This window comes from Arthrobacter sp. TMN-50, from assembly GCF_054511125.1.
The window spans coordinates 205,494-219,296 of sequence record NZ_JBTNDG010000002.1 but is presented as its reverse complement, the minus strand read 5'-3'; the positions used below and the strand labels follow the sequence as shown (position 1 = coordinate 219,296).

General features: G+C 61.8%; 13 protein-coding genes. 2 read left to right on the top strand and 11 right to left on the bottom strand.

Translation table 11 applies throughout. The features are described 5' to 3' along the window. Window positions 1–22 precede the first annotated feature (22 nt). Entirely contained in the window at window positions 23–592 is a 570-nt protein-coding gene (locus ACX80A_RS04930) for an SRPBCC family protein (protein WP_459258566.1), read from the bottom strand. A 170-nt stretch (window positions 593–762) separates the two neighbouring features. Here ACX80A_RS04930 and ACX80A_RS04925 point away from each other — a divergent pair, with 170 nt between their 5' ends. Next, a complete protein-coding gene (locus ACX80A_RS04925; protein WP_459258565.1) occupies window positions 763–1,242 on the top strand; it encodes a Dps family protein in 480 nt (159 codons plus the stop codon). 23 nt (window positions 1,243–1,265) lie between these two features. On the opposite strand, the gene ACX80A_RS04920 is transcribed toward ACX80A_RS04925, so the two are convergent. Together ACX80A_RS04920 and ACX80A_RS04915 are read right to left on the bottom strand one after the other, a co-directional pair. Next, a complete protein-coding gene (locus ACX80A_RS04920; protein ID WP_459258564.1) occupies window positions 1,266–2,075 on the bottom strand; it encodes an enoyl-CoA hydratase/isomerase family protein in 810 nt (269 codons plus the stop codon). Window positions 2,076–2,117: 42 nt separating this feature from the next. Next, a complete protein-coding gene (locus ACX80A_RS04915) occupies window positions 2,118–3,014 on the bottom strand; it encodes a CPBP family intramembrane glutamic endopeptidase (protein WP_459258563.1) in 897 nt (298 codons plus the stop codon). A gap of 130 nt (window positions 3,015–3,144) precedes the next feature. On the opposite strand from ACX80A_RS04915, the gene ACX80A_RS04910 reads away from it, so the two are divergent. Then, a complete protein-coding gene (locus ACX80A_RS04910; RefSeq protein ID WP_459258562.1) occupies window positions 3,145–4,512 on the top strand; it encodes a GH1 family beta-glucosidase in 1,368 nt (455 codons plus the stop codon). Window positions 4,513–4,660: 148 nt separating this feature from the next. Here ACX80A_RS04910 and ACX80A_RS04905 read toward each other — a convergent pair whose 3' ends face one another. The 8 genes from ACX80A_RS04905 to ACX80A_RS04870 form a co-directional block, all read right to left on the bottom strand. After that, the gene (locus ACX80A_RS04905; RefSeq protein ID WP_459258561.1) at window positions 4,661–6,286 is read right to left on the bottom strand and encodes an HNH endonuclease; all 1,626 of its coding nucleotides are present in this window, start codon (window positions 6,284–6,286) and stop codon (window positions 4,661–4,663) included. 166 nt (window positions 6,287–6,452) lie between these two features. Then, window positions 6,453–7,193, bottom strand: coding sequence for a LysR family substrate-binding domain-containing protein (locus tag ACX80A_RS04900; protein ID WP_459258560.1), 741 nt, complete (start codon window positions 7,191–7,193; stop codon window positions 6,453–6,455). A 63-nt stretch (window positions 7,194–7,256) separates the two neighbouring features. Then, a complete protein-coding gene (locus ACX80A_RS04895; RefSeq protein ID WP_459258559.1) occupies window positions 7,257–8,060 on the bottom strand; it encodes an HpcH/HpaI aldolase family protein in 804 nt (267 codons plus the stop codon). Then, window positions 8,045–8,830 carry a 2-oxo-hept-4-ene-1,7-dioate hydratase gene (hpaH, locus tag ACX80A_RS04890; protein WP_459258558.1) on the bottom strand — a complete coding sequence of 262 codons (786 nt, stop codon included), beginning with the start codon at window positions 8,828–8,830 and terminating at the stop codon, window positions 8,045–8,047. The genes ACX80A_RS04895 and hpaH overlap by 16 nt, the downstream gene beginning before the upstream one ends. A gap of 2 nt (window positions 8,831–8,832) precedes the next feature. Continuing rightward, window positions 8,833–9,912: a 3,4-dihydroxyphenylacetate 2,3-dioxygenase gene (hpaD, locus tag ACX80A_RS04885; protein ID WP_459258557.1), complete on the bottom strand. Its 1,080-nt coding sequence runs from the start codon at window positions 9,910–9,912 to the stop codon at window positions 8,833–8,835. 28 nt (window positions 9,913–9,940) lie between these two features. Further along, window positions 9,941–11,476: a 5-carboxymethyl-2-hydroxymuconate semialdehyde dehydrogenase gene (gene hpaE / locus ACX80A_RS04880; RefSeq protein ID WP_459258556.1), complete on the bottom strand. Its 1,536-nt coding sequence runs from the start codon at window positions 11,474–11,476 to the stop codon at window positions 9,941–9,943. Between the two features lie 33 nt (window positions 11,477–11,509). Next, window positions 11,510–12,211 carry a GntR family transcriptional regulator gene (locus tag ACX80A_RS04875; protein WP_459258555.1) on the bottom strand — a complete coding sequence of 234 codons (702 nt, stop codon included), beginning with the start codon at window positions 12,209–12,211 and terminating at the stop codon, window positions 11,510–11,512. Continuing rightward, window positions 12,204–13,679, bottom strand: a complete 1,476-nt coding sequence (locus ACX80A_RS04870) for a fumarylacetoacetate hydrolase family protein (RefSeq protein WP_459258830.1) — start codon at window positions 13,677–13,679, stop codon at window positions 12,204–12,206. Before ACX80A_RS04870 ends, ACX80A_RS04875 begins: the two co-directional genes overlap by 8 nt. Between the last annotated feature and the right edge of the window lie 124 nt (window positions 13,680–13,803).

Genomic DNA, 13,803 nt, shown 5'->3' with positions numbered 1-13,803 from the left:
TTGGCGCCTCCAGAATTTCCGGCTAGCGCGGCGCGACTGTTGCGCGCGGGACACCCGATTCCGGATCATCCAGTGAGGGATCGCTGAGATCCGGTGCTCCGGCCGTGGGCGAGGACGTCCCGGAGGGGGATTCTGACGACGGTGCGGCGATGTCACCCCGCCAGGCTCCTGTTTCGGTGTTGGTGCTTTCGATGAAATCCTTGAAGCGATGCAAGTCGGACTTCACCTGCCGGTTGTCGGCGTTAACTGCCGAGCCAAGCTTTTCGGTGAAGGTTTCGGGGTGCCAATCCAGCTGGACGGCGACGCGGGAGGTGACGTCGTCGATCCGGTGGAAAGTGACCACTCCGGCGTGGGACTTCCCATCAACGCTCTTCCAGGCGATTCGTTCATCGGGGTGCTGTTCGGTGATCTCGGTGTCAAACTCCCGTTCCACCCCGCCGATCTTGGTGACCCAGTGGCTACGGGTATCAGACACTTGGGTGACTGATTCAACCCCGCCCATGAACTGGGGAAAGGTTTCAAACTGTGTCCACTGGTTGTAGGCCGTGTTCACGGGCACTGCCACGTCAATGAATTCCTGAACTGTCGTCATCTTGATTCCTCCGGTAAGTTCTACGATGTAAGAACTACTAAGCTCACTTATCGTATGGCTTTCCGCTGGATTTCCATAACATTCGCGGTTTAGGGTGAAGGTAGATCCACCCCTTACCTGGCCCTTTCCCGGGACCCGGGAGGGCAGGTCCGACACATAGGAGGATATCCATGAAGGCGTCAAAGAAACTGACCGACAACATGCAGGCCGTACTGGTCGAGCTGATTGAGCTCCATTTACAGGGGAAGCAGGCGCACTGGAACGTCGTCGGCAAGAACTTCCGCGACATGCACCTGCAGCTCGATGAGATTATCGACGACGCCCGCCTCTTCGCCGACCAGATCGCCGAGCGCATGCGCGCCCTGCACGCGGTACCTGATGGCCGCAGCGCTTCAGTCGCGAAGGGGACCACCCTCAACGAGTTCCCTGCGGGACTTGTCTCCACCAAGGACACCGTCACCATGGTCGTCGCGCTGCTTGAGGGCACGGTGAAAACCATGCGCGACGTGCACGACCAAATCGATGAGGAAGACCCCACCACGGCCGACATCCTGCATGGCTTCATTGAGAAGCTTGAGCAGTACGCATGGATGGTTGACGCCGAAAACATGGAGCCGACGGCGACGGTAACCAAGCCCGCCAACGTCTAGATTCCGCGACCCATCTTCCTCGGTTAGTAGCCGGGGAAGATGGGTTTTTCCTTGGCCAGAAACGCCCGGGTTCCTTCGCGCATGTCCGACGTGGTGAACGCCCCCTTGAACGATTCGGCTTCGATGGCAAGACCCTCGGTGGTGGATAGACCCTCGACGCGCGCCACTGTCGCCTTCACTGCGGCGACCGCTGCGGGAGACTGCCTGGCGATTGCTCCAATCGTGTTTCGCGCGGCCGCAAGCAGTTCGTCCCGGTCGCTGAGAATCGCGTTGATAAGGCCGATCCGAAGAGCCTCATCCGCTGTGATCCGCCGACCGGTGTACAGCAGTTCCCGAGCCACGGCAGGTCCCACCCGCTGCTGCATCCTGACGGAGCCGCCGAACCCCGGAACCAGGCCCAGACTGACTTCCGGTTGACCAAAGGAGGCTGAGCTGGTGGCATAGATGAAGTCACAGGCCATAGCTAGCTCGCAGCCTCCACCCAGTGCGAACCCGTTGACCGCGGCGATGACCGGAACCCGTAGTGCTTCAAACCTGAGGGTAAGTGCCTGCATCCTGGTGCTGTACTCCCAGGCCTCGTCGGGTGTCATTGCGGTCATCTCGCGAATATCCGCCCCGGCAACGAACGCCTTCTCGCCCGCCCCGGTGATGATCACGCCGCGGAACGACCGGGCGTCGTCGTCCGTCGCCGTTTTGAGAACGTTGAAGACATCACCCAGCTCATCAATCACCTGCGACGACAGGGCGTTGAGCGCCTCCGGCCGGTTGATGATGATGGTGACCAAGGGGTCCTCATGGGTGACGAGGAGGGTCGAATATTCTTTGAACTGCATATGCCTGGGTTCTTCCTATCGGCGGACACTTGAGCGTGCGAACTATGGGAGCAAATCGGGGGGCAGGATCAGAAGAAGCCCTATTGCCGATCCGTTGAAAACGACGTGAGTGACGATCGCGGGCCCCAACCGGCCAGTCCACACGGTGAGGAGGCCACAGATCACCCCGACGGTGAAAGTGCCGACAAGCAGGTAAACCGAGGATCGGAAGTCAGCAACCGCGCCGGTATGCAGAAGCCCGAAGGCGAGGGAACTGACGAGAATTGCCAACACGGTCGCAGTTGTCAGTGAGCGCCGTGGGGTTGCAGGCGAGACCATGCCTCTGGCGGATCCACGTAACCACCATGCGTTCTGGACAGCACGCAGGACCAGCCCGCGGTTGAAGAGTTCCTCAAGGAACGGAGCGATCAACGCCCCGCCCAGGACTGCGTTCACAAAGATCCAACGGCTGTCGCCAGTCAGGAAGACTCCTGCATTCCCCTGCAGAACTTCACCTTCGCCGAGCGGCCAGAGCAGGGTGATGGTCACCTGTACCAGAGCCAGGATGATGCGAGCGGCGATGCCAACGCCAACCCCGATCGCCAAGTCAATCCATTTGAACCGCAAACCGAAGTCATGTGCCAGCGACCCGAAGCCCCATCTCCGCGACGCCAATATGCTGCTTCCCAGGAGGACAATCCACGTGAGGCACAGCGATACGAAGACGAGCTCCGGCCCGAATGGGAGGACCGAGGAGAGGGCCAGGGTAGTCCCCAGCGGCAAGGCCAGCACCAAGACCAGACCCATTGCCGCTTGCCAGAGTCCCCATCCCGGCTTGAGGGGCCCCGCTGGACTGAGCTGTGCTGGGTTGGCGAACCGGGTGCGTGACGCACCGTTCAGACCGTTCGGTGGATCTGCCGTCTGCGCCCCGGACTTGTCGGGGGTCGGTTCAATCCGCATAGTCAGCACATTACCCGCATGCCTCCCGCGCCCAGCCACCGCAGAGGTGTCAGGTGGATAGCCATTGACCAAACGGACTTATGGGTTTTAGGTAAAGGAATCAGGCCGAGCGTTAGAACGGGTGGAGTAGATGAACGAATTTGGTTTACCGCCCGGGTTCGTCTTCGGAACCTCCACCGCTGCCGCCCAGATTGAGGGCGGTATCCATCAGGGCGGCCGCGGCGAGAGTATCTGGGACGCATACGCCAGGACCCACAGGAATATCCTCGATGCGTCAAGCGCTGCGATCGCCTGCGACCACTATCATCGGTATGCCGAGGACTTCGACCTGCTCCAGCAATTAGGCGGGCAGGTGTACCGGATGTCGATCGCCTGGCCGCGGATCCAACCCACCGGTCACGGACCGGCGAACCCCGAGGGTGTCGCCTTTTATCATCGCCTCCTCGATGCCCTGCTTGAGCGAGGCATTCAGCCCTGGGTCACCATCTACCACTGGGATTTGCCTCTCGCCCTGCAGGACTCCGGTGGGTGGCAGAACCGCGACACGGTTGCCGCGTTCGCCGAGTACACAAGAATTTTGCGCGACGAGTTCGGCGCCAAGGTCGCTGCATGGATGACCCTCAACGAGCCTGTGGTACATACTGGCGTTGGACATGCGATCGGACACGCCGCACCCGGTTTGATGCTGCTGGGCAGTGCTTTCGTGGTCGCTCACCATTTGTTGGTGGCGCACGGACACGCGGTGCGAATTTTGCGCGAGACCCTCTCCACACCGGTGGGCATCGTCAACAACCATTCCCCGGTAGAACCGGAGACTGATTCGGAAAAGGACTCGCGTCTTGCAGTGCTCTACGACCACTATCACAACGGCCAGTTCGCCGGTCCGGTCCTGGCCGGCAGGTATCCGCCAGAGCTGGAGGAGGTGGACGGGATCTCCTTCGAGGTGATCCTCGACGGCGACATGGAGATCATCTCAGCGCCTCTGGACTTCTACGGCGTCAATTACTATTTTCCTACCAAGGTGGGGGCGGCTCCCCCGTTTTACCCGGTGCCTTTTGTTCCGAAACCCTACGAGGGCGTCCCGGTCACCGACTTCGGTTGGCCGGTCCTTCCCGCCGGTCTCCCCACCATCCTGGAGCAGCTCAAGGCCTCTTATCCCAATTTGCCACCGGTCTACATCACGGAAAACGGATGCGCGTACGACGACGAACCGCAGGGTGGTTCGGCTGGCCGGCACGACGGCCTGCAGGACACCCGGCGGATCGAGTTCCTTGAGAAGCACCTGGCGGCGATCGGTGAGGCAGTGACCGCCGGCATCGATGTACGGGGGTATTTTCATTGGACCCTCATGGATAACTGGGAATGGCAGGAGGGGTACACGAAGAAGTTTGGTCTGGTGCGGTTGGAGCCCGCAACATTGGAGCGGGTGCCACGCGCGTCCTTCTACCGTTACGCGGAGATCATCCGATCGGTCAACGGCTCCCATCCTGCCGCGTAGCGAGATGTGGCGGGTTGAGGCACAACTGGCCGGCGTGGCGGGCTGAGGCACAACTGGCCGGCGTGGCGGGCTGACCGCACAGCGGGCTGGCGGCCGGTTGACTCGCAGTCTAACCCGCCATATCTCTTGGTCGGCTTGGTTTTCGTGTTCAGAACGGAGCCGGTGGTGTTGGTGGTGGGTTTGGTTGGGTGAGGTAGGTTTCCCCTGCGGGGGAGATCGCGATGATGGTCCCGGGTTCGGGTTGGGTGTAGTGCCAGTAGCCTTCGGTTTTGAACACGTGGGGACGTTTACATAGACAGGCGAAGTTACCGTAACTGGTTTTCCCGCCCCTGGCCCAGGGGGTGGTGTGGTCGAGTTCGCAGAACACCGCCAACCGGTTACACCCCGGATGCCGGCACGTCCCATCCCGCACCCTCACCGTATCCTGTAAGTCCTTCGGCACCCGATACGTGCCCGCATCGGCGCCGAGCCTGGCCCCGGTGTAGGGGTGGGTGAGGATCCTCGTGAACGAGGACGCATGCCCGGCAAGTTTCCGGGCGGTCTCCGGATCGATCGGCCCATACCCCTCCAACTCCCCCGGCGTATCCCCGCCCAACAGGGTGAGCACCGGGACGGTGACGAACACCTTCGCCTGAACACCCCAATACCCATCACCATCCCGCGACTGGCGATCCTCACCTGGGGTGCTGGTTTCGGGAACGGTAATCGGTGCAGACCCAGCACCCCCAGCGGATTCCGACCCGGCGGGTTCGGGATCACTCAGGTGTCCGTCTGTCATGTGGCCGGTGGTTCCGGCGCTGGTGAGGACGTCTACCAGGACGTCGGCGCGTAATTGGGTGAGGGTGCGGGGTTCGTCGGGGCCTTGCAGGTTCCGGGCCGCGGTATCGACCCGGTGGAAAATCCCTGCCGCCTGCTCAACGGGAAGGAACGCTTGAAACCAGGCCATCCCGTCCGGGGCCGGGTCGAGATACACCCGACGATCCAGGACGGCCTTCCGGTGCCGGATCGTGATCGATTCCGGGTGGAGTTTCTCCCGTAACCGGAGGGCCTGGCGGCAGAACTTCGCCACCGTCGTCCGACCCGCCAGCGCGATGAGCCCTTGTTCGTAGCCGACGGTGACCGCGGGAACAAGGTCCGGGATGCTCGTGGCCTCTTCCACGACCGCCCACGCGTGACGTTTCGAGAGCCTACCGTCTTCCAACGCCGTCAGGGTCGCCGGATAGTGGCGGGCCAGGAGCATACTGTGTTCGAGCAAGTACCCTGCGGTCCGCTCCGGCAGGCGCAAGGCGGCACCAATCTCGCTCGCGCCAAGGGTGTGATCCAACCCCCGGCCAGCGTTGATCCGCTCAGCCTGAAGGTCCAAGATCCGGGTCACCAGTTTCGCTTCCTGCGCATCCGCCCACGACCTCAACCCGCCAACGCCCTTCAACGCTTCCAGCGCCTCAAACGAGTCCAAACCAGCCACCGCAACCAACTCCAGTTGACCCGTCAATGCAGCCGACCCCCCGCTGCACCGCGCCCGGGCACCAGGACCGGAATCAGCAAAACCCGAATCAGCGAGCATGCCAGGATCGGCCCAGTCGGAATCAGTTAGGCTCTCTGGCGGGGTAGTGACCGGTGCCGCCCACACGGCGTCGACACTCAACGGGCCGCCAGGACCATACCGGCTGGGCGTCCTCGCGGACATATCCGCGGCCCCGCTATCGGAGCCGGAATCCGCACCAGAATCGGACGGGATACCCGATCCGGTAGAAGAAGCTGTACTGCTTTTCATACCCCCATTCCATCACCCACCACTGACAAAATAAGGTCCGTGGAGTGGCCCCCAGCAAAACAATTTCAACTATTTTCCGGGACACAACCAAGACCCCAATTCGGGGCACCGATAACACCGCTGCCACACCCGGGGAACCGGCGAAAAGTAAGCGTGGAGGTGGGTGCTAGCGGCGGCCACGCCCCCCAGCACCAGGCTTCCGGCCACGCGGGGTCTGCTTCTTGCCCTTTGCTGACAACCGTTTGGTCCCGCCAGTCTTCGGTCCCGACTTCGGTGTCCCTGCCGATGGTTGCTTCTTGCCGGCCGCCTTCAGCGCCTTCTTTTCCTTCTTTGCCGGCTCCTTTGCCGAAGGCTGCCGTGAGCTGTGCTCGGTGCGCCCCCGGACGATGCCAATGAACTCCTCGATGTCTTCGGAAGTGTTCTCGGCCAACCAGGTGACGGCGATGGTGGTGGCAGGCACATCCAGCACCGGACGATAGACAGCGTCCCTACGGGTATAGAGGCGGGCAATCGATATGGGCACAATCACCACTCCTGCGCCGGTGGCTGCCAGTTCGATGGCAGCCTTCTCCCCACCATTCGCGTTGACGTCAAGCAGGTTCTCAGCGGCCAGTTCGGCGAATGGCACCTCGTCAAACAGCGACAGTTCGTGGTCCTTGCCCGCTACCACCACTGGTTGTTCCTCGTAGAGCGGGATGACGCTGAGACCCTCACGCTCCACCGGGAGACGGACAAAACCAAGATCAGCAGTTCCGTTACGGAGGGCCAACTCCTGGCTGGCGGCATCGTATTCGACGGTTTCCAGCGGTTTGTCCGGATGCCTCTCACGCCACCTGCTCACCCATTTACCGGGGGTCACACCTGGGACAAAACCGACGGTGAGGACGCTGGGCTGGGGCTCGGACACCTGATCACACTAACCCACCAGCGTCTCCGAAAGCCCAGCACCCCGGTCAATCAAGGATGAGGGTCAGTAGCTGGCGGGGGAATCGCCGTCGGACACCGGAATGAACTGGGCAGCCAGAGCTTCCGAGCCTCGGGCCAGGAGTGCGACGTCGGCACCCACCAAAATGAAATTGGCGCCGCTGGCCAGGTAGTGGCGCGCCGTTTCGGGGTTAAAGGCGTTAACACCAGCCGGTTTGCCCATTTTCTGCGCCGCTGAAAGACAGCGTTCGACGGCGGCGCGCACCCGAGGGTGGTCCTGCTGCCCCAGCACCCCCATGGAGGCTGCCAGATCGGCTGGGCCCACGAAGATCGCGTCAACACCGTCAACCGCAAGGATCGCCTCGACGGCGTCGACGGCGGCAGCTGACTCAATTTGCACCGTCACACTGATGGTCTCCCCAGCGAGCGACAGATAATCGGGCACCCGGTTCCAACGGGCGGCCCGTGCCAATGCCGAACCAACACCCCGCACACCAGCAGGTGGGTACCTGGTGGCCGCAACCGCCGCTTCAGCCTCAGCAACTGTGTGAACCATCGGAAGCAGCAAGTTCTGCACCCCCAGGTCCAGATACTGCTTAATGAGCACACTGTCATTCACCGGGGGACGAACCATGACGTGCACCGGGTAACCGTGAATAGCCTGCAGTTGGGCGAGGATGGATTCCAACCCGTTCGGGCTGTGCTCGGCGTCGATGAGGAGCCAGTCCAGACCCGCTCCGGCGCAGAGCTCAGCAATTAGAGGGCTACCGGAACACACCCACATGCCCGCTAGCGGGCGATCGGCTTCGGCGAGCGCTTCACGGAAGGTGGTCTCTAGCGAAAATGGCATGTCACTGCTCCCAGTGGTCCGTAGTCGGCGTGAATGGTGTCGCCCTGGTGAACCCACAGTGGTCGGGTGAAGGAGCCTGCGAGGATGATGTCTCCGATCTTCAGGCTGTCACCGTGGGCGGCAATCTTGTTGGCCAGCCAGTGGACGCCGGCGGCTGGGTGGTCCAGCACCCCGGCCGCCACGCCGGTCTCCTCGACGGTCTGATTCTTGTAGAGGATAGCCGCGACCCAGCGGAGGTCGACGGCGTCGGGCTTCACTGGGCGGCCGCCCACCACCATGGCGCCCATCGCCGCGTTGTCCGAGATGGTGTCAACGATGGTCCTGCCCTCCATCTCAATCCGGGAATCCAGGATTTCCAGGGCGGGAACCACATAATCGGTGGCGTTCAGGACGTCGAAGATGGTGCAGCCTGGACCGGACAGATCCTGCTTCAACACAAACGCCAACTCCACCTCGACCCGGGGGTGGGTGTACCGGTCCCAGTCCACCGAGCAGCCGGTGTCCAGCACCATGTCGTCGAAAATGGCACCGTAGTCCGGTTCGGTGATGCCGGTGGCCGCCTGCATGGCCCTGGAGGTGAGGCCAATCTTGCGTCCCACCAGCGTCCGGCCGGCGTCCTCGTTGCGTCGACGCCAGAGCCGCTGCACGGCGTAAGCGTCGTCCACCGTCATGTCGGGGTATCTGAGGGTCAGGCGGGGAATCGGGGTGCGGCTGCGGCCGGCCTCGACCAGTTCATCGGCGATGGCTTCAATAAGTATGGCGTCCAGCATGGCTACAGCTGCGCCCCCAACTTGAACCCCTGGGCATCACTTTCGCCCTCCTTGCGGGTGTAGGAGAAGCCGTCGGCGCCGACAGTCACCGACATTTCGCTTTTTTCCTCTCGCTCGATCACGGCCTGTGGATTGCCGTCGAGGTCGAGGACCAGTGACGCTTCGCTGTACCAGGACGGGACGACGGCGTTACCCCACCAGTCGCGTCGCTGGTTGTCGTGGACATCCCAGGTGACCGTCGGATTGTCGGGGTCGCCGGTGTAGTAGTCCTGGGTGTAGATCTCGATCCGGTGGCCATCGGGGTCAAGGATGTAGAGGTAGAAGGCGTTGGAAACGCCGTGCCGACCCGGCCCGCGCTCAATCCGGTCGGAGATGCGCAGGGCGCCCATCTTGTCGCAGATCTGGATGATGTTGTGCTTTTCGTGGGTGGCGAAGGCGACGTGGTGCATCCGTGGGCCGTTGCCACCGGTCAGGGCAGTGTCATGCACTGTCTGTTTGCGGTGCATCCAAACGGCGTAGCTGACGCCGTCGGAATCCTGGATGTCTTCCGAGACCCGGAAACCAAGGTCTTCAAGGTACTTACGTCCACGCGGCACATCTGGGGTGACCTGGTTGAAGTGATCAAGGCGCACCAACTCGCCAGCAGAGTAGAGGTCGTAACGCTGGGTAAGGCGTTCTACATGCTCGACGTCGTAGAAGAACTCGTAGGGGAAGCCCAAGGGGTCCTCTACCCGGACTGAATCGCCGACACCCTTGGTGAAGCCCTCTTTCCGGCGTTCGGTGCGGCAGCCCAGTTCCTTGTAATACGCCTCGGCAGCGTCCACTTCGGCCGGGGATTTGACCCGGTAGGCGAAGGCCGCGACGGCGGCCACCGGCCCCTTGCAGAGCACAAGGTTGTGGTGGATGAACTCCTCCAGCGACCGGAGGTAAATGTTGCTGTCGTCCTCCTCGGTGACATGCAGGCCGAGGACGTCAACGTAGAACTCCCGCGACTTCACGAGGTCAGTAACGACGATTTCCATGTAGGCGCACCGGACAATGTCAGGGGCCGGGACGCTGGGGGTGGGGACGAAGTTGGTCATGGTGGTCTCTCTTCTTCGAGTGAGTGTATTAGCGTTCGTTGCTTGCTGGTGCGATGCTGCCGAACTTCGGGGTGTGGACGGCCCCGAGACTGATGTGGACCGCCTGCTGGTCGGTGTAAAAGTCGATTGACCGGTAGCCACCCTCATGACCCAGACCTGACGCTTTCACGCCGCCAAATGGGGTGCGAAGGTCGCGGACGTTGTGGCTGTTCAGCCACACCATGCCAACCTCCATGTTTTGGGAGAAGGTGTGGGCACGGGTCAGGTTTTGCGTCCAGATGTAGGCGGCGAGACCGTACTTGGTGTTGTTGGCCAGCGCCAGCGCTTCGTCGTCGTTATCAAACGGGGTGATCGTCACTACCGGCCCGAAGATCTCCTCCTGGAAGACCCGTGCTTCCGGTGCGACGTCTGCAAACACCGTCGGCGCGATGTAGTTGCCCTCGGGTAGGTGCGCTGGCCGTCCGCCGCCGGCCAGCAGCCTGCCCTCGGACTTGCCGATCTCGACATAGGAGGCAACCTTCTCGTAGTGCTCGGGGTGGACCAGAGCACCGACTTCAGTTTTGGGATCGTGAGGATCGCCGACGACGATTGCCTTCGCGCGGGCAGCGTAATTCTCGCAGAACTCGTCGTAGATGCCGCGTTCCACCAGGATGCGGGACCCGGCGGTGCAGCGTTCACCGTTGAGCGAGAAAACACCGAAGAGCGCCGAATCAATGGCCGCGTCAAGGTCCGCGTCGGCGAAGATGACACATGGCGACTTCCCGCCGAGTTCCATGGAGAGACCTTTGAGATTGGCCGCCGCGTTACGGAAGATTGTCTGTCCGGTGGTGGTCTCGCCGGTGAAGGAAATCAGCGGCACGTGAGGATGTTTGACCAGTGCATCTCCCGCTTCCTCGCCGAGCCCGTTGACCAGGTTGAACACGCCCTCGGGCAGCCCGGCATCCCTAAAGATTTGGGCCCACAGGGAGGCGGAGAGCGGAGTGAATTCGGCGGGTTTGAGCACCACGGTGTTTCCCGTCGCCAGGGCCGGGGCCAGTTTCCAGGATTCCAGCATGAAGGGGGTATTCCAGGGTGTGATCAACCCGGCGACACCGATCGGCTTCCGGTTCACGTAGTTAATCTGGGAACCCGGGACTTTCATGGCGTCGTCGAACTGAGCCACGATGAGGTCGGCGAAGAAACGGAAGTTCTCGGCTGCACGCAGGGCCTGGCCCTTCGCCTGAGTGATGGGCAACCCGGTGTCAAAGCTCTCCAGCTCGGCCAGGCGTGGCTCCTGCGCCTCAACGGCGTCGGCAATCTTGTTGAGAACCCGGGCTCGCTCACGTGGTTTCATCTGCGGCCACGGGCCGTTGACGAATGCCCCGCGTGCAGCGGCGACCGCGAGGTCAATGTCTTCCTCCTGCCCGGCGGCAGCGGTGGCGTAATTGGTATTGGACACCGGATCCTGCACATCGAAGGTCTTCCCACTGACGGAATCAACAAACTTTCCGTTGATGTAGTGCTGGAGGTGCGTGGGCACGTCCTGCGGTACATAGTGAGTGATTTCAGGGACGGTCGACGTCATAGTTTTTCTTCCTGACTACTTGTGGGGGGGGGCTTATTCGACGGAGGCGGATGCCTGCGCAAGGTAGGCATCGAGTGTTGCGGAGCGGTGACGGCGGGCAGCGTGCTCGATGATGTCGGCATCGGCCGCTGATTCGATCAGCTTCAGCAGCGCCTCATGTTCCAGGACCGATTCCTTGGCACGCCCAGGAACGAACCTGAACGTGGACGACCGAAGCGCTGCCAGCCGGTTCCAGCCGCGGTGCACCAAATCAAGGATGTGCGGATTGGGGCAGTGCTCAAACAGGATGCTGTGGAAGTCCTGGTTAAGTGCCGTGAAACGAACCGGGTCGAAATGGTCAAGACACTCCCGCATCTGGGTATTGACCGTGCGTGCCCGGGCTATCGCTACCGAATCGATCAGCGGCGCGGAAAGGGCGGTGGCTGCCCCCTCGACAACACTGAGGGTTTGCATCGTGTAAAGGTATTCGGTGGGGTCGATTCCTGAGACGGTCGCGCCAACGTTGCGCTCAAACGTCACCAGACCTTCGGCTTCGAGACGCCGAATTGCTTCCCGGACCGGTACCACACTGACACCAAGGTCCTCGGCGATTTTTGCCAGCACCAGCCGGTATCCCGGGGAGAGAGAGCCTTCGATGATCCGGGCTTTGATGGAGGCATAGGCCCGCTCGGACTTGCTGGTCGGTGGGACATCACCTTCCAGACCAGTCGTTTGTGCGACGACGGCGTCAGTCATTCGATGCTTCTTCAGCGATCCACTGCACGTACTTCGCCTTCCAATCCGCGTTCATGGGGTAGAGCCCATCAACACCGTTACCCTGCTTGACCATTTCGAAGATGAAAGTCTCTTCCTGCTCCTGCAGGATGCAGTCGTCGACGAGTTCCTCGGCAAGTGCCGGCGGGATGACGAGGATGCCGTCTGAATCGGCAACGATAATGTCGCCGGGCTGGACGGTTGTTCCGCCGCACGCGATGGTGATATCGGTATCCCACGGGACGTGCCGCCGGCCCAGAACTGCTGGGTGGGGGTTGGCAAAGTAGGTCGGCATGTCGAGCTCAGCGACCGCCGAGTAGTCACGAACCCCGCCATCGGTGATGATGGCCGCTGCGCCCCGAACCTGGGCGCGCATGGCCAGAATGTCCCCTACCGTTCCGGTGCCCTTTTCACCCCGTGCTTCCATGACGAGAATTTCGCCGTCGTTCACCGAGTCGATGGCGCGCTTCTGAGCGTTGAACCCCCCACCGTGTGATGCGAAAAGGTCCTCCCGGTTGGGAACGAAACGCAGGGTACGGGCCAGTCCCACCACGCGGCGTTCCGGACGGGTTGCCTGCAGCCCATCAATGCTCACATTGTTGAGGCCCCGCTTTCGCAACTGGGAGGACAGCGTGGCGGTGGCAACCCCCTCGAGCTTCTTCTTCAGACTCGGTGGCAGGGCCTGTGCAAGCGGCTCCAGCCCTGCTACCTCACGCGAACCGTAGGCTTCCTCGCGCTGGGTGTCATCGATTTTTGGCTTTGAGCCGAAGTCGGCGAACGGCGTCGTGCCCGCGACCACCACTGTTCGTAGCCGCCCGCTGGTGTAGCCGTCTGCGGTCACCTCGACATCCACAACATCGTCTGGATTCGCCACCGACGCGCCAGCGGGGGTGCCGGTCAGGATAATGTCGCCCTCCTCAAGGGTGAGGAGCTGGGACAGATCGGCGACAAGCTGGGCGAAGGGAAACAGCAGGTCCTCAGTGGTGTCGTCCTGGACGAGAATTTCGTTGTGCCAGGTGCGTACCCGCAGTGCAGTGGGATCAACGTCCTTGGCAAGAATGAGGTCGGGGCCAACCGGGGTGAATCCGTCGCCACCCTTGGATCGAACGTTCGAACCCTTATCCGCGTAGCGGAGGTCATAAACGCCCAGATCGTTGCTGGCGGTCACCCATTGGACATGCCCCCAAGCCTCAACAGGGCTAACCCGGCGCGCGGTGGTGCCGATGATCAGAGCGATTTCGCCCTCGTAACCGAGCAATTCGCAGCCCAGCGGACGCTCGACAACGCCTGGCGCCTCAAGCGACCCGAGCGAAAGAGACGAGGAAGGTTTGAGGAAGTAGGAAGGCTGCGACGGAGTACGTCCTCGCTGCGCGGCACGGCTGGGGTAGTTGATATGAACCGCGATCACCTTCCGGGTACGGCCGAGCAGTTCAGCGCTTACGGACTCCATGGTCATGTCGCGGTCTCCTCATCGTTCTACACGTCATCAAGCTCTCATGTATGAAATCGTATACGATCATGATGTCGTGTGACCCGTAACACGTCAACCCCTCTGCTTCACGAAACAAGATGTT

Coding starts and splice junctions, on each gene's coding strand:
- ACX80A_RS04875 (WP_459258555.1), bottom strand. CDS start 12,211: ATGACTGACGCCGTCGTCGCACAAACGACTGGTCTGGAAGGTGATGTC.
- ACX80A_RS04920 (WP_459258564.1), bottom strand. CDS start 2,075: ATGCAGTTCAAAGAATATTCGACCCTCCTCGTCACCCATGAGGACCCC.
- ACX80A_RS04870 (WP_459258830.1), bottom strand. CDS start 13,679: ATGGAGTCCGTAAGCGCTGAACTGCTCGGCCGTACCCGGAAGGTGATC.
- ACX80A_RS04895 (WP_459258559.1), bottom strand. CDS start 8,060: ATGCCATTTTCGCTAGAGACCACCTTCCGTGAAGCGCTCGCCGAAGCC.
- ACX80A_RS04910 (WP_459258562.1), top strand. CDS start 3,145: ATGAACGAATTTGGTTTACCGCCCGGGTTCGTCTTCGGAACCTCCACC.
- ACX80A_RS04905 (WP_459258561.1), bottom strand. CDS start 6,286: ATGAAAAGCAGTACAGCTTCTTCTACCGGATCGGGTATCCCGTCCGAT.
- hpaE (WP_459258556.1), bottom strand. CDS start 11,476: ATGACGTCGACCGTCCCTGAAATCACTCACTATGTACCGCAGGACGTG.
- ACX80A_RS04915 (WP_459258563.1), bottom strand. CDS start 3,014: ATGCGGATTGAACCGACCCCCGACAAGTCCGGGGCGCAGACGGCAGAT.
- ACX80A_RS04925 (WP_459258565.1), top strand. CDS start 763: ATGAAGGCGTCAAAGAAACTGACCGACAACATGCAGGCCGTACTGGTC.
- hpaD (WP_459258557.1), bottom strand. CDS start 9,912: ATGACCAACTTCGTCCCCACCCCCAGCGTCCCGGCCCCTGACATTGTC.
- ACX80A_RS04930 (WP_459258566.1), bottom strand. CDS start 592: ATGACGACAGTTCAGGAATTCATTGACGTGGCAGTGCCCGTGAACACG.
- hpaH (WP_459258558.1), bottom strand. CDS start 8,830: ATGCTGGACGCCATACTTATTGAAGCCATCGCCGATGAACTGGTCGAG.